20 protein-coding genes and 1 pseudogene are annotated in these 20,483 nt (G+C 67.3%); 13 read left to right on the top strand and 8 right to left on the bottom strand.

The genetic code is table 11. The features are described from left to right. Window positions 1–51 precede the first annotated feature (51 nt). On the bottom strand, window positions 52–615 hold the full coding sequence (locus tag GFY24_RS07840; protein ID WP_153804341.1) for a DUF4334 domain-containing protein: 564 nt from the start codon (window positions 613–615) through the stop codon (window positions 52–54). A gap of 167 nt (window positions 616–782) precedes the next feature. Between GFY24_RS07840 and GFY24_RS07835 the strand changes: the two genes are divergently transcribed. Genes GFY24_RS07835 through GFY24_RS07820 form a run of 4 tightly spaced genes read left to right on the top strand, consistent with a single transcriptional unit; the run spans window position 783 to window position 4,786 of the window. Continuing rightward, complete coding sequence (locus GFY24_RS07835; protein ID WP_153804340.1) at window positions 783–1,802, top strand: J domain-containing protein; 1,020 nt, start codon at window positions 783–785, stop codon at window positions 1,800–1,802. 5 nt (window positions 1,803–1,807) lie between these two features. Next, entirely contained in the window at window positions 1,808–2,794 is a 987-nt protein-coding gene (locus GFY24_RS07830) for a hypothetical protein (protein ID WP_153804339.1), read from the top strand. A 13-nt stretch (window positions 2,795–2,807) separates the two neighbouring features. Continuing rightward, on the top strand, window positions 2,808–4,190 hold the full coding sequence (locus GFY24_RS07825) for an adenylosuccinate synthetase (RefSeq protein ID WP_153804338.1): 1,383 nt from the start codon (window positions 2,808–2,810) through the stop codon (window positions 4,188–4,190). Next, entirely contained in the window at window positions 4,157–4,786 is a 630-nt protein-coding gene (locus GFY24_RS07820) for an NUDIX domain-containing protein (RefSeq protein WP_309230595.1), read from the top strand. Before GFY24_RS07825 ends, GFY24_RS07820 begins: the two co-directional genes overlap by 34 nt. A gap of 351 nt (window positions 4,787–5,137) precedes the next feature. On the opposite strand, the gene GFY24_RS07815 is transcribed toward GFY24_RS07820, so the two are convergent. Beyond that, window positions 5,138–5,746 (bottom strand): TetR/AcrR family transcriptional regulator, encoded by a 609-nt coding sequence (locus GFY24_RS07815; protein WP_153804337.1) that lies wholly within the window; start codon window positions 5,744–5,746, stop codon window positions 5,138–5,140. Between the two features lie 86 nt (window positions 5,747–5,832). On the opposite strand from GFY24_RS07815, the gene GFY24_RS07810 reads away from it, so the two are divergent. Both GFY24_RS07810 and GFY24_RS07805 read left to right on the top strand, forming a co-directional pair. Further along, window positions 5,833–6,804 carry a zinc-binding dehydrogenase gene (locus GFY24_RS07810; protein WP_194852781.1) on the top strand — a complete coding sequence of 324 codons (972 nt, stop codon included), beginning with the start codon at window positions 5,833–5,835 and terminating at the stop codon, window positions 6,802–6,804. 99 nt (window positions 6,805–6,903) lie between these two features. After that, on the top strand, window positions 6,904–7,761 hold the full coding sequence (locus GFY24_RS07805; RefSeq protein WP_153804335.1) for an SDR family oxidoreductase: 858 nt from the start codon (window positions 6,904–6,906) through the stop codon (window positions 7,759–7,761). A gap of 7 nt (window positions 7,762–7,768) precedes the next feature. On the opposite strand, the gene GFY24_RS07800 is transcribed toward GFY24_RS07805, so the two are convergent. Continuing rightward, window positions 7,769–8,317, bottom strand: coding sequence for a hypothetical protein (locus GFY24_RS07800; RefSeq protein ID WP_153804334.1), 549 nt, complete (start codon window positions 8,315–8,317; stop codon window positions 7,769–7,771). 168 nt (window positions 8,318–8,485) lie between these two features. Between GFY24_RS07800 and GFY24_RS43285 the strand changes: the two genes are divergently transcribed. After that, window positions 8,486–11,509: an AAA family ATPase gene (locus GFY24_RS43285; RefSeq protein ID WP_309230677.1), complete on the top strand. Its 3,024-nt coding sequence runs from the start codon at window positions 8,486–8,488 to the stop codon at window positions 11,507–11,509. Between the two features lie 58 nt (window positions 11,510–11,567). Here the strand turns inward: GFY24_RS43285 and GFY24_RS07790 are convergent, their stop codons facing one another. From GFY24_RS07790 to GFY24_RS07775, 4 genes are read right to left on the bottom strand one after another with little or no spacing between them, the layout of a single operon-like run. Then, window positions 11,568–11,825, bottom strand: a complete 258-nt coding sequence (locus GFY24_RS07790; protein ID WP_309230594.1) for a YciI family protein — start codon at window positions 11,823–11,825, stop codon at window positions 11,568–11,570. A gap of 17 nt (window positions 11,826–11,842) precedes the next feature. After that, window positions 11,843–12,352: a transcription antitermination factor NusB gene (gene nusB / locus GFY24_RS07785; RefSeq protein WP_309230593.1), complete on the bottom strand. Its 510-nt coding sequence runs from the start codon at window positions 12,350–12,352 to the stop codon at window positions 11,843–11,845. 19 nt (window positions 12,353–12,371) lie between these two features. Continuing rightward, window positions 12,372–12,935: an elongation factor P gene (gene efp / locus GFY24_RS07780; RefSeq protein ID WP_309230592.1), complete on the bottom strand. Its 564-nt coding sequence runs from the start codon at window positions 12,933–12,935 to the stop codon at window positions 12,372–12,374. Between the two features lie 36 nt (window positions 12,936–12,971). Beyond that, entirely contained in the window at window positions 12,972–14,096 is a 1,125-nt protein-coding gene (locus GFY24_RS07775; RefSeq protein WP_153804331.1) for a Xaa-Pro peptidase family protein, read from the bottom strand. A gap of 154 nt (window positions 14,097–14,250) precedes the next feature. Between GFY24_RS07775 and GFY24_RS07770 the strand changes: the two genes are divergently transcribed. The 4 genes and pseudogenes from GFY24_RS07770 (at window position 14,251) to aroB (ending at window position 18,634) form a co-directional block, all read left to right on the top strand. Next, window positions 14,251–14,904: an A24 family peptidase gene (locus tag GFY24_RS07770; RefSeq protein ID WP_153804330.1), complete on the top strand. Its 654-nt coding sequence runs from the start codon at window positions 14,251–14,253 to the stop codon at window positions 14,902–14,904. A 60-nt stretch (window positions 14,905–14,964) separates the two neighbouring features. Then, window positions 14,965–16,173, top strand: a complete 1,209-nt coding sequence (aroC, locus tag GFY24_RS07765) for a chorismate synthase (protein ID WP_309230591.1) — start codon at window positions 14,965–14,967, stop codon at window positions 16,171–16,173. A gap of 20 nt (window positions 16,174–16,193) precedes the next feature. Next, a pseudogene (locus GFY24_RS07760) lies at window positions 16,194–16,685 on the top strand (shikimate kinase); the annotation flags it as partial. A gap of 827 nt (window positions 16,686–17,512) precedes the next feature. Continuing rightward, on the top strand, window positions 17,513–18,634 hold the full coding sequence (gene aroB / locus GFY24_RS07755) for a 3-dehydroquinate synthase (protein WP_153804329.1): 1,122 nt from the start codon (window positions 17,513–17,515) through the stop codon (window positions 18,632–18,634). Window positions 18,635–18,712: 78 nt separating this feature from the next. On the opposite strand, the gene GFY24_RS07750 is transcribed toward aroB, so the two are convergent. Then, window positions 18,713–19,192 carry a B-4DMT family transporter gene (locus GFY24_RS07750; RefSeq protein WP_153804328.1) on the bottom strand — a complete coding sequence of 160 codons (480 nt, stop codon included), beginning with the start codon at window positions 19,190–19,192 and terminating at the stop codon, window positions 18,713–18,715. Window positions 19,193–19,327: 135 nt separating this feature from the next. Here GFY24_RS07750 and GFY24_RS07745 point away from each other — a divergent pair, with 135 nt between their 5' ends. Both GFY24_RS07745 and GFY24_RS07740 read left to right on the top strand, forming a co-directional pair. Further along, the gene (locus tag GFY24_RS07745; protein WP_309230590.1) at window positions 19,328–19,945 is read left to right on the top strand and encodes a helix-turn-helix domain-containing protein; all 618 of its coding nucleotides are present in this window, start codon (window positions 19,328–19,330) and stop codon (window positions 19,943–19,945) included. A gap of 13 nt (window positions 19,946–19,958) precedes the next feature. Then, window positions 19,959–20,411 (top strand): DUF3291 domain-containing protein, encoded by a 453-nt coding sequence (locus GFY24_RS07740; protein ID WP_153804327.1) that lies wholly within the window; start codon window positions 19,959–19,961, stop codon window positions 20,409–20,411. The last annotated feature ends 72 nt before the right edge of the window (window positions 20,412–20,483 follow it).

The following is a 20,483-nucleotide window of genomic DNA, read 5'->3' as shown; positions in this document are numbered from 1 at the left end:
ACGATCGGTCAATTCCAGGGTAGGCCGCGAACACGGGCTGGTCGGTCCAACCTATCGATCCCGGTGCAGCACAAAGAAGTACGGGTCACGCATGCCGCGCATATCCATGACGCCCAGCAGGGTGTCGGTGTCCACGCGCCGGAAGACGTCGATGATCGGCAGGTGGTCGTAGATCATCGTGGCACTGGACTTGCCGCGGAACTCCAGATTGCGCAGCCGGGCGCGCGAGGTCTTGGTGGCCAGTGCCGGGCGCAGGAAGCCGAGCGAACGGCGCACCGGCCGCAGCGTGGCGTTGGGCACCTTGCCGGCCAGGAAGAGCGGGACCCGGCGCGGGTCGACCGGGAAGACCTGTCCGTCCGGGGTGGCGAACAGCAGCGGCTGCACCTCGTCGGCGCTGTCGAACTGCTTTCCGTACCAACCGGATTCGACCAACACGCCCTGCCACGGATGCCCGGTATCGAGCTCACCTCCGCGCCAGCGCCCGCTGGTCACCTCCTCCACCCGCGCGGCGGGCAGTCCGTCGAAGAACTGCCAGGCCTGCTCCGGAGCGCACCCACCGGCCCGCAATTCCGCCAATCGCCGCGTCGCGCCCGATGCCGATTCACCGGTGACCATCCCAAGTCTCCTCGCCCGAGTGGATGAAACATTCTCGCTCACACTATCTCACCCCCCCACCAGTCAGACCCTCTGCCCGCTACCCGGTCGATACGTTTTAGTCCACTTGACAAAATACTTCCCGAAAAGGGTGGTGCTTCTAGTTTTAGTCTCCTAGCCTAAAACACATGACGACGGTGCGGGACACAGCGGAGACGATCCGAACGGCCAACCGGCCGCAGGACCTATTCGGCAGTGCCACAGCCGATTCCGACTCACGCGAGGAGGGACGGCGGCGGTATCACCGACTCGCCGCGCAGGTGCATCCCGATCGCGCCGCACCCGGTGAAATCGATCTGGCGCGCACGGCCTTCGAGCGTCTGACCGAGCTGTATCGACAGTGGACCGAGGGCGACGACACTGGAATGCGGGTCACCGGGGCACGTGCGAGCTATCCGATCGGCACGCTGCACGCGCGTGGCACCCTGGCGGATCTATACCACAGCGGCAGCCATCGGATTGTGAAGATCCCCCGGCGCACCACCGCGAACAAACTCCTAGCTGCCGAGCGAAACGCACTGCGGGACATAGCGATCGTGACCGGCGAACACGAATGGCTGCGGCCCTACTTCCCAGAGCTCGTCGATACGGTCGACCATCGGGACATCGATACCGGTGCACACCGGACGGTGAACGTGCTCAACGCGCTCACCGACGGCTTCGTCACCCTCGAGCAGGTGCGCGCCGAATATCCCGGCGGACTCGACCCACGCGACTACGCCTGGATGCATCGGCGACTGCTGCGCTGCCTGTCCGGGGCGGCGCTGGCGGGATGGGTACACACCGCGATCAGTCCCGCGAATGTGCTCATCCACCCACGTCAGCACGGTGTCGTCCTGGTCGGCTGGTCCTTCGCCACCCGGCCGGGCACGCCCGCCGCGGCGACCTTCGGCGCCATCGACTACCCGGCGGAGATCAAGGACGCGGTCTCCCCCGCCACCGATGTGTACCTCGCGCACCGGCTGATGCTCACCATGCTCGGCCGCCGCGCACCCACCGCCATGCGCGGCTTCGCGGCGGGCTGTATGCAGTCCGATCCGCGGCTGCGCCCCGAACCCGCCGATCTGCTCGGCGAATTCGACGATCTGCTCGACCGGCTTTACGGACAGCGCCGCTTCCGGCCCTTCGAGCTCACGAAAGGACAGTGACAGCAATGGGTTACGGAAACTGGGACGATCGTGCCTACGATGCGGGACGTACCTTCCGCGCCGCCCGCGGCCTCGACGATTTCGGCTACACCGCCGATGTGCGGTCGCAGCCGATGAGTTCCTGGAAAGCACACCCCTCGCTCGATCCCAAGGGGGTGAAGCTCCGCGAATCGCGCGATTCGGATGATCACGGGAACTCGCTGCCGATCGCGGTGCTCTTCGACGTCACCGGATCGATGGGCCGGGTGCCGCGCATCATGCAGGAGAAGCTCGGCAAACTGCACGGACTGTTGCAGCGCAAGGGTTATGCCGACGATCCGCAGATCATGTTCGGCGGTATCGGTGACGCCGATTCGGATCAGGTGCCCCTGCAGGTCGGACAGTTCGAATCCGACAACCGCATGGACGAACAGCTGCGACTGATCTTCCTGGAGGGCAACGGCGGCGGACAGAAGTCCGAAAGTTATGAACTGGCCGCGTATTTCACGGCCCGGCACACCGCCACCGACGCCTGGGACAAGCGCGGGCAGAAGGGCTATCTGTTCATTGTCGGCGACGAACTGAACAAGCCGCGACTGGCGTCGCGGCACATTCGAAATATTGTCGGCGACAAGGTGAATCGGGATATCGCGGTGGAGTCGATCTACCGTGAGCTCGCCGACCGCTGGCACGTGCACTACATCCTGCCCAATCAGTCCAGCTACTACCACGATTCGGAGATCTCGGACTACTGGCGCGGACTGCTCGGCGAACGCTTTCTGCGCCTGGACGATCCGGCGGCGGTATGCGAACTCATCGCCCTGACCATCGGAATCGGCGAGGACCGGATCGATCTCGGTGCGGGACTGGCGGATCTGCGCGATATCGGCTCCACCGACGAAGCCGACGCGGTCGGCAAGGCACTCGCCCCCATCGGCGCGGCACGACGTTCGCACAGCGTCGGCGCGCTGCCCGCACCCACCGGCGACGACGACGTCGACTTCGGAAACTAGAGGGGACACAGCGATGTTCGGCGATCGCCACCTCATAGTGGTCGACCTCGGGTTCGGCGACGCCGGAAAAGGCGCCACCGTCGACTGGCTCTGCGCGCCCGCCGGCGGCCTCGATGTGTCCGCGGTGGTGCGATTCAACGGCGGCGCGCAGGCCGCACACAATGTGATCGCCGGCGGACGGCACCACACCTTCCGGCAGTTCGGGTCCGGCACCCTGTCCCGGGTGCCGACCCTGCTGTCGCGATACATGCTGGTGGAGCCCATCGCGCTGGCCACCGAAGCCCGCGCACTGGAGCGGCTCGGTATCGCCGATCCGCTGTCGCTGCTGTCCGTGGACGAACGAGCGCTGCTCACCACCCCGATACACGGGGCCGCCAACCGCTGCCGGGAAGACACGAGGGGTGCTGCCCGGCACGGTTCGTGCGGAATCGGCATCGGCGAGACGGCGAGTTACGCACTCACCCATGACGCGCCACGCGTCGCGGACTGCCTGCGACCGAATGTGCTGCGGCGCAAGCTCATCGCGCTCGAAGAGCACTACCGGCCACTGCTGGCGGGCGGTAAGCACCGGTACGACTCGATCGATGATCTCGTCGACGTGTACACCGAATTCGCCCGAGCCGTAGCGATTCTGCCGGGCGATCAACTCGCCGCGTTCGCCGCGAACGGGCGACTGGTGTTCGAGGGCGCACAGGGGGCACTGCTGGACGAATGGCGCGGCCTGCACCCGTACACCACCTGGTCGACGGTGGAGCCACGCAACGCACGGGCCATGCTCGCCCGCATCGACGCGCCCGGATACGTCCTCGGGGTCACGCGCAGCCATTTCACCAGGCACGGGGCCGGACCATTCCCCACCGAGGACGCCGAACTGTCAATTGTGGAGCGGCACAACGGAACCGGGGAGTATCAGGGCGACTTCCGGCGTGGGCACCTCGATCCGATCCTGCTGCGATACGCCATCGAAGCCTGCGGTGGCATCGACGGACTGGCAGTCAACCACCTGGACGCCGTCGGCGAAATCCGCACCGCCAGCGGATATCTCACCGCCGACGGCTGTATCGACCGCCTCGATCTCGGTGACTGGCAGGACCTGGACCACCAGCAGCGCCTCACCGACCTGCTCACCGGCGCGACACCGGCGCTGGCGGATCTACCCGGCGACATCCCCGGCTATCTCGAGGCCGAACTCGGCGTGCCGGTGGTGCTCACCGGACACGGACCCGACCGCTTCGACCGCACGCCCAGGACACCCGGCATCACGCCGGACGGCCAGCTCACACGCGGTTTCGCACCGCACACCAGACTCGACACCGGCCGATCGCACGAAGCACGCCCCGACTACGGCATGATTGACCACTTGTGGAGCAACAATCCGCGGTATCCATCGATGTGATCGCCCTGCGCTACGGGCGCGACGACGCCACCGTCACGGTCGGCATCGCGCCCCGGCGATGGGAGCCGTTCCCCGGCGAACTCGCCCTGCCCGGCGTCCTACTCGGGCGCGGCGAACGCCTGGAAGCGGCGGCCCGGCGCGCGGTGCACACCAAACTCGGTGTGCCCGAACAGGCTATCCACTCCGTCGGGCAGCTGGTCACCTTCGACGAACCCAATCGCGACCCGCGCGGACCCACCCTGTCCATCGCCATGTGGGCCGTCATCGGCGAACACGACAGCGATACTGCCGACTGGGTGACCTTCGAGCGCATGCCGGCACTGGCCTTCGACCACAATCGGATCGTCGAGACCGCCCGCGGCCTCTTCGCCGAAATGCTGTGGAAACACCTCGAATTCACCCGCCCGCTGATCGGCGAGCAGTTCCCCGCGACCCGCGCGGTCGCACTGACCGCGGCACTCGAGGGCGCGCGCCCCGACCCGGGCAATCTCAACCGCACCCTCGCGGCACTGCCCGGGCTGACCCGCACGGGCGAACGACTACGGGTGAAGGCGACCGGGCGGCCCGCCGCCGTATGGGCATTCGACGCCGAGTAGGCAAATTCTCCACGTCCGCTCAGCGGTTTCGTCGAGGCCCCGGGTCCGAGCGCTGTTCGGCCGGTTTCGACACGCCAGATTCTCATGTATAGATGCGCATATCCGCGTGTTGACATGTCGCGCGGCCACTCAACTCGGCGTCCCGGACGACGGGTTGCGCCAGCTCTTGAATTAGGTTGGCCGGCAAGATGATTCGTCGCCACGCCGAGTCGACACGAACCACCTCACCGAGACCCCGGTGAGCCCTTGGGCCGCACCGAAGATCACGTGACCTTCAGTGGATGATGTGGATTCCAGCCGGGCCCGGCGTGCTCACCGCGCCGATGATCGGCGCCATCATCCGGCGACGGGTCAGGGCGTGGATTTGCCGTTGAGCAGCGATTCCACCAGGGCGCGAATCGCACTGCGCAGGCGCTCGGTTTCACCCGCGCGAACCATGGCGCGGGCCACCTCCGAGCCGACGGAGCTGAAGAGCAGGCGGCCCGCCGCTTCGGCGTCGAGGTCGGGGCGGACCTCGGCCAGCAGGGTGGTGATGTGACGGTCCCAGGTGCCGTGGAATTCGGCGGTGCGCGGATGCGGAGGGATGTTCATACCAGTTGCGGCAGCCATCAATTCCACATTGTCGGCCATCATGACGGTCATCGTGTCGAAGAAGGCGAGCAGGCGAGCACCGGCGGGCGCGCCGGGGCCGAGCGGTGGCGGGCCCGCGGTGATCCCGGCAAGCAATGCCTCCGCGGGCTCGGCGACCAGGGCGTGCAATAGCCCGGCACGGCTGCCGAAGCGGTGGAAGATCGTGCCTTTGCCCACGCCCGCCGCGGCGGCCACGCGGTCCATGGTGATGGCGTCCGCGCCATATTCGGCCAGCAGCCCACGCGTGGCCGCCAGAATCGCGTGGCGATTACGTGCGGCGTCGGCGCGTTCCTTGGGGGCGGCACGCTCCCCCGGCTGCTCAACCGGCATTTCCTCCACTTTCGTTGACAAGTTGACCGGCGGTCCATATCGTAGCGAGGCATAACTGGACCGTCAGTCAACTTATGAGGTTTTCGATGCAGGCAATCCTATTGACCACGACCGGTGGACCCGAAGTCCTGGTACCGAGCGAGGTACCCGCGCCGCACCCACAGGCCGGACAGGTGCTCGTGCGCAACGAGGCGATTCCGGTGCTGTACCCCGAGGCCATGCTGCGCTCGGGCGCATTCCCCATCCCCCTCGAGAAGCCTTTCGTCTTCGGCACCCAGGCCGCCGGCGTGGTCGTCGAACTCGGCGCCGGCGTGGACCCCGCACTGCTCGGACAGCGCGTCATCGTCGCCAGCGACACGTTCGGCACATACGCCGAATTCGTCTGCGCCCCAGCCGAATCCGCCGTCCGGATTCCGGACGCGCTCTCCTCGGTGGATGCGGCGGCGCTGTCCATGAGCGGGTCGGTGACCATTCCCCTGATGGCGACCGCGAAGCTCACCGGCACCGAGACCGTACTCATCGAGGCCGCCGCGACGGGAATCGGCGGGTACCTCACCCAGCTCGCCAAGGAAGCCGGTGCGGCGCGCGTCATCGCCACCGCCGGCGGAGCCGAAAAGGCCGACCGCGCACGCGAATTCGGCGCCGATGTGGTGATCGACCATCTCGACCCCGACTGGGTCGACCAGCTTCGCGAAACCCTCGGCGGCGCAACCATAGACGTGGTGTTCGACTCCATCGGCGGCGAATCCGCGCCGGCACTACTGGATCTCATGACCCCGCTCACCGGCCGCATGCTCAGCTACGGCTTCCTCTCCGGCGCACCCGCCCAGATCACCGCCATGGACCTGATAATGCGCGGACTCACCCTCATCGGCTGCTCCGGCCCGGCTTGGCTGGCGGGCGTAGCCAATGCACGCGGCGCGGCCATGGCACACGCGGTATCGGGTTCACTGACCCCGATCGTGGATCGGGTACTCCCGCTGGATCAAGCCGCCCAGGCCCACCGGATCCTCGACGACCGAGCCGCCAAGGGCACGATCGTGCTGCAACCCCGATAGCCGCGACACCTGCCAAACCTTCCGAATCGGGCGCGCCCGCCGCATAGAGTGCGAAGACGACAGCGGCGCGGCGCGGCACCTACCCGGAAGCGAGGCTCCATGAGCTCCTCGAATACCGTCCTGATCACCGGCACGTCCTCGGGCATCGGCCTGGCCACCGCCATAGGCGCGGCGCGCGCGGGCTGGCAGACCGTGGCCACCATGCGCGATGTGGGGCGGGCGGAGGCGCTCATGGACGCGGCGAATGAGGCCGGGGTCGCGGGGCTCATCCGGGTCGAGCCGCTCGATGTCACCGATTCCGGCTCGGTCGCGGAGTGCGTGAAGAAGGTGTTCGCCGAGTACGGGCGGCTGGACGCGGTCATCAACAACGCCGGGTCCGGGTTCGTCGGGACCATCGAGCAGACCGGGCTGGAGCCGGTGCGAGATGTCATGGAGGTCAACTACTTCGGCGTTGTCGAGGTGACCCACGCCGCCATGCCGCACCTGCGGGAATCGGGTGGGCGGTTGATCACCGTCACCAGCGTCGGCGGGGTGATCGGACAACCGTTCAATGAGGCGTACTGCGCGGCCAAGTTCGCCGTCGAAGGGTTCATGGAGTCGCTCGCACCGGTCGCGGCGACCGTCGGCGTGCGCGTCATGGTGATCGAACCCGGTGCCGTGGCAAGCGAATTCGTGGCCAGCCAGAAGATCGATATTCCGGGATTGCTGGCGGCGGCCGGGCCGTACGCACCGGCACTACAGCACTACATCGAACGCACTCAGAACGCGTTCCGCAGCGCGCAGACGCCGGACGAGGCGACCGTTCCCATTATTGCCGCGCTCACCGAGGAGGCACCGCCGTTCCGGGCGCAGACCTCATCGTGGGCACGGGGATTCACCTCCACCAAACTCGCCGATCTGGACGGTGCGGCCGTCCAGATGGTCACCGCGAGCTGGGTGGAGGAGCGCCAGCACTGAGCTCGGCTCAGCCCTTCGGACTGCCCAGGCAGAACGTGGTTTTCGGGTCCGCCAGGGTGATGACGCTATTCGCCTCGGAACCGCACAGGTTCTCATCGGCTTCGCCGTCGACGCGGGTCAGCACCCGGAAACTCGCCTCCGAGGAGGCACAGTCGGCGAACTGGTAGCCGGTGAGCGAACTCTCGTGATAGCAGGCGCCCTGCTTGAAATTCGGTGCCAGACACAGGAATGCGGTGGTGCCGCCGTTCAGCGTCTCCTCATAGGAGGTGTAGTCGGCGGCGCAATCGGCCTTGGTGTCGAAGACCTGCGCGACCTTGTAGACCGCCTTCTCCGAGGCGCAATCCGCCGGTTCGGTCTTGGAATCGATCATCGAACCCTTGAGCACATTGATGCAGTCGCCCACCTTGGCTCGCGCGGTGTCGGATTTGCTGGCGTCCTTCACCACATCCGCGCCCTTCTCCACGATCGAGCATCCCGTCAGCGCCAGCGCGAATACCGCCAGCACGGCGGGTACGAGACGGATCGAACGGCCCGCTCCCCTTGGATTTACCTGCATCGATGCCACAAACCTTTCAAACCTCGCAAATCGGTCAAGACATCGACAACCACACCGCATCAGCGAACCGCGAGCATCCGGGAAACCACGGGATCGGGGCGGAACCCGTGGTCCTCGCCCGGCCGGTTAGGCTTCGAGCCGGGCGGCCAGCGAAATGAGGAGTAGGCGATCAACGCGTTTGTCGGCCGCGTCCACGAACTGACCAGCCTGGACGCGGAATGCCATGCACCCGACGGGCCCTGGGTATTCCTGGTGGAGGGACCGGCGGGCATCGGGAAATCCCGGCTGCTCGGCGAATTCGCTCGACGGGAACAGGATCGCGGTGCCACGACCGGTCTGCGCGTGGTGTCCGTGCCCGCCACCGAATTCGAGCATTCCACACCCCTGCAGCTCGTGCACGACATCCTCGACCGGATCTCCGAACTACCGGACCCCGCCAGCACTCGCGATGATTGCAGCGACCCTCGCGAACTGGCGCGATTGCTGCGGCGGCGGCTCGGCACCGAACCGACGCTGCTCGTCATCGATGACGCGCACTGGGCCGACACCGCCTCACTCCATGTGCTGGCCTTGCTGATTCGGCATCGCCCCGACGGCACCCGCTTGGCGCTGGCGTATCGCGAGCGACAGTTTCCGGCGGCGCTCGGGCACGCACTGCGCACGCTCGGCACCGCGACCTTTCATCTGCCGGTGCCGCCGCTGTCCATCGCCGATGCGGCCGCACTACTGCCCGAGCTGCCGTCGAGTCGCCGCGAGCGACTATTGAGCGCGGCGCACGGCAATCCGCTGTATCTACTGTTGCTCGCCGAACTCACCCCCGCCGAGTTCGATACCGCTGTGCGGTCGGGCGATCCGGCCTCGACGGACTGCTCCCATCTGGATCGCACCATTCGAGCCGAACTCGCGCAACTGCCCGATCGCGAACTGCTCGCCGCGGCGGCAGCGGCGGTCTGCGGCCCGACCGCGGACGCCGACCTGCTCTGCGCCACAGCCGAATTGCCCCTGGAAGAGCTCTCCGCCGCACTGGACGAACTGGCCCGGCGCGGCTGGCTCACCATTACCGGCGGCACGGTCACCTTCCGACATCCACTGATCCGCACGGCCGCCTACCGACTCGGCGGCCCCGGTTGGCGTGCCGGCGCCCACGCCCGTGCCGCCCGCACCCTGCGTGCGGCCGATGCCCCATTGCTCACCCGCGCAAGACATCTCGAACACGCCCTGCGCGGTCGAGACGACCTCGCCGCCACCGAACTCATCCACGCCGCCGAACTGGCCCTGCCCACCGACCCCGCCACCAGCGCCCGCTGGATCACCGCTGCTCTGGCGGCCGGATCCGGCCATCGAACAGCAGACCTCGGCACATTCGATACAAACGGCTCGGGCGACACCGGATCCGGGCCACACTCCCCCGGCCCGGACCGCCCGACCGACGCGAGCCACAATCGGCCCGACCGAAACAGGCTCGCGGCGAACGACTTCGACTCACCAAATTCGGGCGCACATCGCCGAGTCCGGGACGATTCCGGTCCGGACAACTCCATCCCTGCAAGCACCGATTCACCGGCAGCCACCGCGAGCCGCTCGCACGAGAACTGGCCGAGCCCAGGTGATTCCGGGCCGAGCGGCTTCGGTTCGGCCGACTGCGGACCCGGTGGTGTTGCGCGCGTTCGGATTCAGCACCTGCTCGGGCGGGCGCTACTGCTGTCCGGAGCCGTGGAGCAGGCGCGCGAGGTACTGGAACCGCTTGCCGCTCGAGCGGGTTCACAGCAGCAGGACTCACTGCTGCTGTACGCGCGATGTGAACGGATACTCGGGAATGTCGATACGGCGCGCTCTCGGCTGGCGACCGTGGCCGATCGGCCCGATCTCGCCGGAAACGGGCCGGTGCAACTGGAATTGGCGATCCTCGAGTTGCAAGACAATCGGGATGTCGCGGGGGCGGCCCGGGTGCGGGCACTGTTCGGGTCCGAGGCCATTCGCGAGCCCGCAATTCTCGCGGCCGCGCTCACGCTGTGGAGTATGGGGCAGCTCACCGAGTTGGATATGGCCGGGGCCAGAGCGAATTATCAAGCGGGCGAACGGGAGTACACGCGGCTCACCGACACCCAGTTGCTCGACAGCGCGCACGCGGTATCCGCGCTGGGCTGGATGGCGTATTTTCTCGACGATCAGCGCACCGGGCTCGCGCATATCGAGCGGGCCGTGCGCGTCACCCGGCGGTTCGGGCGCAGCTTCATTCTGCCGGAACTGTATACGGTGCAGGCGTATTCGCTGGCCAAGCTGGGACGGAACGAGGAAGCCCTCACGGCGGCCGAAGATGCCGCCGAATGCGCCGAACTGTACGGGTACCCCGGCATCCTCCCGCTCGCCGGCGCGATCAAACTACGTGTGCTGCATACGACTTCACCGCGCGCCCAAGTCCTGGAGTGGTGGCGCACCGTCGACGCCATGCCGCGCCCGGTGATGCGCTGGTGGCGGGCGGTCGTCGAATCGGCATTGAACGAGATCGCGGCCAGGCTCGGCATCGCCGCGGCGAAACCGGCAGCAGCACAACCCGATCGAGCCCATCCCATGCAGCCGACCGAGGTCGGAGCGTTCGCCCAGGTACTGCTCGGCAAGGGTGATATCGAGACCGCGGGACGACTGGTGACGCAAGCCGAGAAGGCGGCACAGGGGCTCGGCCTGTCCGGACAGCTCGCGGCCGCCGCGCACGCGCGCGCCGAATACGCTTGCGCACGTGCGGATCTCGACCGGGCCGAGACCGCCGCACAAGCCGCGATCGAGGGATACGCGGTCGCCGAGATGCCGATTCAACGCGCACAGGCGCAGCTGATCGCCGCACGAGTCGCCGGTCAGCGCGGCGACTTCGGTCGCGCGACCGCCCTGATCGCCACGGCGCGAACGGAATTCACCCGTGCCGGAACACACGAGCTGTTGATCGAGGCGACAGCGGCGCAGCGGCAGCTCGCCGGACGGCAGAGTGTCACCGGCGCACTGGCATTGACCGAGCGCGAACGCGAGGTCGCCGGGCTGGTGGCGCGGGGCTGCACCAATAAAGAGATTGCCGCGCAACTATTTCTGAGTCCGCGCACCGTCGAGGATCATCTCAGCCGCATCCTGCGCAAACTCGGTCTCAGCAGTCGCGCGGGCATCGCGCAGCGGCTCAGCGAAGTGGATGCGAAAACGCTCTAGTCAGCGGATGCGGATCCCGGCCAAAAGCATGCCGGGATGACGGGAAACCGGCCAAGCTCTATCCGGTGATTTCCCACTCGTAGACGGTGAGATCCGATGCGCCGGTGGTGTGAATGGGGTCGGTGAAGACCAGATCCCGTGCGGCGTCCAGGCTTTCGGCCAGAATCACGTAGGCCCCGCCGCTGTTGTTGGTGAACTTACCGGTCTCGACGAGCTGTCCGCGCGAGCGGACGCCGTCGAGCCAATCCTTATGTGGCTGTGCCACAGTCGGATCGAAGCGCGGGGTGCGCATTGCCAGCACCAAGTACTTGCGCACCCTGCGCCTCTCCCTACTTACTTGTCGTCGCCGCGCGGCGCGCGAGTCGCCGCCGCGGCCGCCCGGACCTGCGGTGCCACCAGCACCACCTGGCCGAGCACACCATTGATGAACGAGGGGGAATCATCGGTGGAGAGCTCCTTGGCGAGCTCGACCGCCTCATCCACCGCCACCACGGGCGGAACATCATTGGCGTGGAACAACTCCCACACCGCGACCCGCAGAATCGCGCGGTCCACGGCGGGCAGCCGGGACAGTGCCCAATCCTGCAGGTAGGACTCGATGGTGCCGTCCACGCGATCCAGATCGTCGGCGACGCCTTCGACCAGGACGCGGGTGTACGGGTTCACCGGGGCCACCGAATCGTCGCGCACCGAGAGCGAGACGCGGTCGGAGAGCAATTCCGCGGGGTCGATATCGCGGGCCTCTGCCTCGAAGAGCAGATCGACCGCTCGTCGGCGCGCCTTGTGTCGCGCACCGAGCTTCTTGAAACCTGCGGACTTCTTGTCCGGCGGTTGGTTGGCCACGGTCACCATTATCCGCGCGTCAGGAGTTGACGCGGCTGATGTAGGAACCGTCGCGGGTATCCACGCGCAGCTTGTCACCCTGGTTGATGAAGAGCGGCACCTGAATCTCGGCGCCGGTCTCCACGGTGGCGGGCTTGGTGCCCGCGCTGGAGCGGTCGCCCTGCAGGCCCGGCTCGGTGTGAGTGACGATGACGTCGATGGCGACGGGAAGCTCGACGAAGAGCGCCTCGCCCTCGTGCATGGCGATCTGCACCTGCATGTTCTCCAACAGGAAGCCCGAGTTCTTGCCGATGGTGGCTTCCTGCAGGTGAATCTGGTCGTAGGTCTCGCCATCCATGAAGATGAAGTCCGAGCCGTCGTGGTACAGGTAGGTCATATCGCGACGATCGACGGTCGCGGTCTCCACCTTGACGCCGGCGTTGAAGGTCTTGTCGACCACCTTGCCCGAGACGACGTTCTTCAGCTTGGTGCGCACGAAGGCGGGACCCTTACCGGGCTTCACATGCTGGAACTCGACAATCTGCTGCAGCTGATTGTCGATCTTCAGCACGAGGCCGTTCTTGAAGTCGCTGGTATCCGCCACTGTCCTCGGATCTCCTCTTCTTAGGGCAGACCGGCGTCACTCGACGACGGTCAGGTCTTTGCTGGTGCGGGTGAGCAGTTCCGGGCCCCCCTGGCGAACCACGAGCGTATCCTCGATCCGGACTCCGCCGCGGCCGGGGAAATACACACCTGGCTCGACGGTCACCGCCACGCCATCGAGAAGTGTACCCGTGCCGGTTTTGGCGATTCCGGGCGCTTCATGGATCTGCAGGCCGACCCCATGTCCGAGGCCGTGCACGAAGAGTTCGCCGTAGCCCGCCGCCTCGATCACCGAGCGGGAGGCGGCATCGACCGCGCGGGTCGAAACGCCCGGCGCCAAGGCTTCGCGTCCGGCTTTCTGCGCGGCGTAGACCAGGTCATAGATCTCGCGCTGCCAGTCCGAGGGCTGACCGAGCACGAAGGTGCGGGTCATATCCGAGTGGTAGCCGCCGACCAGCGCGCCGAAGTCGAGCTTCACGAAATCGCCCTGGGCCAGCACCGCCTCGGTCGGACGATGGTGGGGGACGGCCGAATTCGCGCCCGCGGCCACAATGGTCTCGAAGGCGACCGCATCCGCGCCGTGCTCGAACATGAGCCACTCCAGCTCGCGGGCCACCTGGCGTTCGGTGCGACCGGGACGCAGACCACCGCGCTCGAGCAGCGTCGCCAGGGCCACATCGGCGGCATCGCAGGCGGCTTGCAGACGGCCGACCTCGAAGTCGTCCTTGACCATTCGCAACTGCTCGACCAGGCCCGAGACCGGCACCAGATCCAATCCGGTGGCCTGTGCCTCGAAGGCGCGATGCTGTTCGAAGGTGACGATATGGCTCTCGAAACCGACCCGGCCGGTCTGCCACTCCCCCGCGATCTCCACCACCCGGCGAGCGCTGGCCCGATTGATCTCGGCGCGCAGATCCGGGACCTGCTCGCCGACCTGGGTGATGTAGCGGCCGTCGGTGCAGATGACGGTGCGGCCCTCATCGCTGCCCCAGGCGTAGACCAGCAGTGCGGCATTGGATCCGGTGAAGCCGGTGAGGTAGCGGATATTGATCAGATCCGTGACCAGCAGCGCGTCGACGCGGTTCTCGACCAGTAGGTTCCGCAGGTTGGTCCGGCGCAGCGCGAAATCGGGGTGCGCACCCGCATCGGGATCGACAGACATGTGTCCAAGCTACCGCCGACCCGCCGCAACGCTGACACGCGACGCAAAGATCGGCATGTGAAGGCGAAAGCCTGGCTATTCACATGCCAAGTGGTTCTCCACAATTCGCGATTCCGCGGCCCACGCGCGGCTCGCAGGCGTCAGGCTCGAAGGCATGGAATCGCTGCCACTGATCATCCTCACGCTCTGGTGCGCACTGCTCAGCTACTCCGACCTGCGCACCCACCGCCTGCCGAATCTGCTCACACTCCCCGGTGCCGCGGTCGTGCTCGGCTACGGATTCGCCACGGGCCGTGGCACTGTCGCGGTGCTCGGGGCGCTACTACTGGCGATTCCGTATCTGCTCGTACATCTCTGCTCGCCCGCTGCTCTCGGGGCCGGGGATGTGAAGCTCGCCCTCGGGCTCGGCGCGGCGACCGCCCTCGGCGGCCCTGATGCCTGGGTCTCGGCAGCTCTCACCGCACCGGTTCTCACAGTCCTCGCCTGTGTCGGCACACTGACGATGGACAGTCTGTCCCCGCGGCACCTCACTGTCATGGACGGCCGAATCACGAATCTCGTGCCACTACCCCGGCCGGATACAGGGCCCGTGCCACCCGTGGACTCCACGTCTGTGCAGCTGGCGCGGGTACTGCCGATCCGGCCGGTGGACAGCGCGTCACCGCCGCCCGCGGATGCCTTGCGACCACGGCGTTCACGCCGGGCAACGGTGCCGATCGGCGCCGTCGCCACCGGGTCGATCGGAGTCGTCGCGCACGGTCCCGGAATGTGTGTGGCGAGTGTGGTTGCGCTGCTTGCCACGCGGTGAGGGCGGGCCTGTGCGGACCGCGTGTCCGGGCAGCCTCATTGACATGGAAAGATGTAACCCGTGTTGCGCTGGATAACTGCCGGAGAATCCCATGGCCCCGCTCTCGTCACAATCCTCGAGGGGATGGTGGCCGGTGTCGAGGTGAGCTCTGCCGATGTCGCGGCGCAATTGGCGCGGCGACGCCTGGGCTACGGGCGCGGCGCCCGAATGAAGTTCGAGGCCGATATGGTCACCCTGGTCGGCGGCGTACGCCACGGCCGCACCATGGGCGGACCGGTCGCCATCGAGGTCGCCAACTCCGAATGGCCGAAGTGGACGCAGGTCATGTCCGCCGATCCGGTCGATGAGGCCGAACTCGCCGAACTCGCCCGCAACGCGCCGCTGACTCGCCCGCGCCCCGGGCACGCCGATTACTCGGGCATGCTCAAGTACGGCTTCGACGACGCCCGCAATGTGCTGGAGCGGGCCAGTGCCCGTGAGACCGCCGCGCGTGTCGCCGCCGGCACCGTGGCCAAGAACTTCCTGCGCCAGGCGCTCGGGGTCGAGGTGATCTCGCATGTGGTGTCCATAGGTACCGCCGCCGCGACCGCCGGCCTGATCCCGACCGCCGCGGATCTCGATGCGGTGGACGAGAGTCCGGTGCGCGCGTTCGACAAGGACGCCGAGGCCGCCATGATCGCCGAGATCGAGGCCGCCAAGAAGGACGGCGACACCCTCGGTGGTGTGGTCGAGGTCGTTATCGAGGGGCTGCCCGTCGGCCTGGGTTCGTTCACCAGTGGTGAGGCGCGCCTGGATTCGCGACTCGCCGCCGCGCTCATGGGGATTCAGGCCATCAAGGGTGTCGAGGTGGGTGACGGTTTCGAGACCGCCCGCCGCCGCGGCAGCCAGGCGCACGACGAGATGCGGCCCGGCCCGGACGGCGTGCTGCGCTCCACCAACCGCGCGGGCGGGCTCGAAGGCGGCATGACCAATGGCGAGCCGCTGCGCGTGCGCGCCGCCATGAAGCCCATTTCGACTGTGCCGCGCGCACTTTCGACCGTCGACATGTCCACCGGCGAAGAAGCCGTCGCCATTCACCAGCGCTCGGATGTGTGCGCGGTGCCCGCCGCCGGTGTGGTCGCCGAGGCCATGGTTGCGCTCGTCGTCGCGCAGGCCGTACTGGAGAAGTTCGGCGGCGATTCGCTGAACGAGACCGTCGACAACATCACCAGCTATGTGAAGCGAATCAACGCGCGCCCGCACGTTCCCTCGGGCAACGCGCCACAGTGACCGGTGATACCGACCAGCCGCTGAGTGTGGTGCTGGTCGGTCCGCCCGGCGCGGGCAAGTCGACAATCGGCCGCAAACTCGCCCGCGAACTCGGCGTGGACCTCTACGACACCGATGCCGGGATCGAGGAGCAGACCGGGCGCACCATTCCGGAGATCTTCGCCGAGGACGGCGAACCCGAATTCCGCCGCATCGAAGAGCAGGTGGTGCGGGACGCGGTGCTCGCCGGGCACGGCATCATCTCGCTCGGCGGCGGCTCCGTGCTGTCCGCCGCCACCCGCGAGATCCTGCGCGGCCGCACCGTGGTCTACCTGGAAATCAGTGTGGGCGAAGGACTCCGCCGCACCGGCGCGAGTACCAACCGCCCCCTGCTCAACGGTGACGACCCGGCCGCCAAATACCGCGAACTCATGAAGATCCGCCGCCCCCTCTACCGCGAGGTGGCGAGCGTGCGCGTGCGCACCGACGGCCGCAGCCCCGGCCGCGTGGTCCGCATGATCCTGGCCAAACTCGGCCTGGAATCGACCCTCGCGCAAGAGGAAATCACCCCCGACACCCTCCCCGACACCGTCGAGCCCGGCGATCCCAGCAAGACTCGCTCGCGCCGCCGACGACGCCGGGGCCGAGGTCGAGCCGACAAATCAGCCGCCACCCCGGCCGATACCACCGCCCCCGAACCGAATTCCACGCCCGCGGCACCCCTTACCGGTGGCGCGCCCCAAACCGCCTCCGACACAGACGATCCCACGAAACCCGCGCGCCGCAGCCGCCGTTCCCGGCGACGCAGCAGTCGCGCGGCAGGCCCGGCGAGCAGCGTGGCCGACGGTCAGGGCACCGTCGGAACCGCTACAGCCACACCAACAGCCGCCGGCAATGCACCGGCGAGGACCACGACCACAACCACAACCGAGAGTGGCAATGTCGCTGTGACCGCGACGCAGCCCGAAACCGCCTCGGCGTCGAGGTCGCGGCGGGGCCGCCGCCGCAGCGCGCCCCGATCTCGCGGCGCCTCGCGAAGTGAAGGCACGTCAGCCGAGCAGGTGGGCGGCGCTGCCGACGAATCTTCCGTGAGCGAGCGGTCATCGACCCCCGACCTGAGCTCGCCTGCCGCTGGGGCCAACTCAGTCGGGGGCGGAAATTCGACCGTTGGTGGGTCGATCTCCGCCGGGGCGGAGGCTTCCGCCGGCCGAGCGAATTCTGCTGAGGGCGGACCGGATTCCGTGGCCGGGGAGCCTGGGGCGGGGCGGTCACGGCGGGCGCGAGCGCGGCGGGCTCGGGCTCGCGCGCGCGGGGAGAACGGTACTGAACACATCGCACGAGAAGAATCGGAGCAGCCCCTATGAGCGAGCCGACCCGTATCGAGGTCCGCACCGCCGATCCGTACCCGGTGATTATCGGGCGCGGTCTGCTCGGTGACCTGGTCGATGAGGTGACCGGGCGCAATGGTGTGCGCACGGTCGCCATCTTCCATCAGCCGCCCCTCGCCGAGACCGCCGAGGTGGTGCGGAAGGCATTGGCGGACAAGGGGATCGACGCGCACCGCATCGAGATCCCGGACGCCGAGGACGGTAAGGATCTGGCCGTGGCCGGGTTCTGCTGGGAGGTGCTCGGGCGGATCGGGTTGACCCGCAAGGACGTGATCATCAGCCTCGGCGGTGGCGCGGCCACCGACCTGTCCGGGTTCGTCGCCGCCACCTGGATGCGCGGCGTGAGCATCGTGCACGTGCCGACCACCCTGCTGGCCATGGTCGATGCCGCCGTCGGCGGTAAGACCGGGATCAATACCGAGGCGGGCAAGAACCTCGTCGGATCGTTCCACGAACCGGCCGCGGTGCTCGTCGACCTCGCCACTCTGGAAACGGTGCCGCGCAATGAGATCGTCGCGGGCATGGCCGAGATCATCAAGGCCGGCTTCATCGCCGACCCGGTAATCCTGGAGCTCATCGAGCGCGACCCGCAGGCCGCCCTCGATCCGACCGGTGACGTCCTGCCCGAGCTGATTCGCCGCGCGGTGCAGGTGAAGGCCGATGTGGTCGCCGCGGACCTCAAGGAATCGGATCTGCGCGAGATCCTGAACTACGGCCACACCCTCGGCCATGCCATCGAGCGCCGCGAGCGCTACCGCTGGCGTCATGGCGCGGCCGTCTCGGTCGGCCTGGTCTTCGCCGCGGAGCTCGGCCGCCTGGCCGGTCGCCTCGACGATGCCACCGCCGAACGCCATCGCACGGTCCTCGAAAGTGTCGGTCTCCCCACCACTTACGACGCCGACGCCCTCCCCCAGCTCATGGACACCATGCAGACGGACAAGAAGACCCGCTCGGGTGTCCTGCGTTTCGTGGTCCTGGACGGCCTGGCCAAGCCCGGCCGCCTCGAAGGCCCCGACCCGTCGCTGCTGGCGGCGGCCTACTCGGCCATTGCCCGCGAGACCACCCCCGGCGGTAGCACCGCGATCCTGCTCTAGGACGCGAAACCGACTACGAAAAACCGCGCGCCGCCATGGATTCCATGGCGGCGCGCGGTGGTAGCTGTGTGCGATGGATCAGACGGCCGCGGATTCCTTCTGCAGCGATACGTCCGGTGCGGGGCCGCTCTTCTTGCCCTCGCGGCCGACCAGGAAGCGGCCCAGGGCCACACCGATCATGGCCGGAATGAAGATGAGCAGGATGACGAAGGACGCCCCCGAGGAGATCTCGAAGAAGAGACCGTTGTCACCGAGGTCGAACTTCGGCAGGAAGTCCAGGATCCAGGCGACCAGACCGGCACCGAGGCCACCGGCGAGACCCGCCTTCAGCCAGCGCATGGTCAGATCGGCGCCGTGATCCGGGTCCGGATTGGCGCGCCGGTCGGCGCGGCCGTCCAGCACACCCCAGGCGACGACCGCCGCGATCAGGACGATCAGGCACAAGATCCGCATCCACGAACCATTGGTCGGCCAGTACACCATCGCGAAGCCGAGCACGGTCCGCAGCACAATGGTCAGCGCTCCCAAACCTACGGCGCGCAACACCCACGCATTCATGATGATCACCTTAGCCTGCGAAACCGCCGAGCCGAACTGAAACCGGTTCTAGAACTGTATCCGTTTCCGGAATTCGGGCCGCACACGGCACCCGCGGGCGGTGTTCACGCGGCGACGCGCTGATAGAAATGCAGGGTGAGTATCGAAGCCGTCGCCCTGCTGGAGGACCCGATTCGCAGGCGGCTGTACGACTACATCGCTGCCGCGGATCACGATGTGAGCAGGGATGAAGCCGCTGAGGCCACGGAGATCAAGCGACCGCTCGCGGCATTCCACTTGGACAAACTCGCGGAGGCGGGACTCCTGGACGCGGTGTTCCGGCGGCCGGAGGGTAAGACCGGGCCGGGGTCGGGGCGGCCCGCGAAATTCTATCGGCGCGCCGACGCGGAGTTCTCGGTCACGCTGCCCGCGCGCGACTATCGCACGGTCGCAACGATTCTGGCCGAGGTGACCGAGCATGCAGGGTTCGAGCAGGCGATCGAGCGGGCCGCCGCGCAGCACGGGCCGGTACTGAAGGACCGCGATGTGCTCGAGGCGCTGCGGGAGCGCGGGTATGAGCCGTATCTGGACGGTGCGGTGATTCGCCTGCGCAACTGCCCTTTTCATCGGCTCGCGGTCGACTTCCCACCGCTGGTCTGCGGTATGAACCTGGCGTTGCTGGAAGGCCCTGCGGCGGAAGCGGGTTGGAGGGCGCGGATGGATCCGGCTCCGGGGAGATGCTGCGTCAGCTTTTCTAAAATAAACAAAGTTTAGTTATAGTCCAGGCATGCATCTCGCACTGTTCAATATCGGGCGCATGATCGCCCCGGAAGGCGACCGGCGCGTCGCCGAGTTCTATGCCGAACTCGATCGCATCAACTCCCTTGCCGACGACTCCCCCGGATTCGTCTGGCGCATGGTCGATTCGGACTCGAACAATGCGACCTCGGTGCGGCCGTACGAGGCGGACCCGGACATGCTGGTGAACCTCAGCGTGTGGGAGTCACGCGAGGCGATGTTCAACTACGTGTATCGCAGTGCCCATATGGATTTCCTGCGCCGCCGGCGGGAGTGGTTCGTGCCGATCAAGGAGGCGATCACCGTGCTGTGGTGGGTGCCGCTCGGGCACACCCCGTCGCTGCACGAGGCCATCGGACGCCTCGACCACCTTCGAGAGCAAGGGCCGACGCCGCAGGCGTTCACGTTCCGCAGTTATTACGAGCCACTGCCGGCGAGTTGAGTTCAGCGGGGGTGTGGATCCCGGCCAAAAGCATGCCGGGATGACGAGGGGATTTGTGCAGGGATGACGAGG

The sequence above is a fragment of the Nocardia sp. SYP-A9097 genome (assembly GCF_009649815.1).
In the GTDB taxonomy this organism is placed as follows: domain Bacteria; phylum Actinomycetota; class Actinomycetes; order Mycobacteriales; family Mycobacteriaceae; genus Nocardia.
The sequence above is the reverse complement of the archived record's forward strand: the minus strand, read 5'-3'. Positions and strand labels throughout refer to the sequence as shown.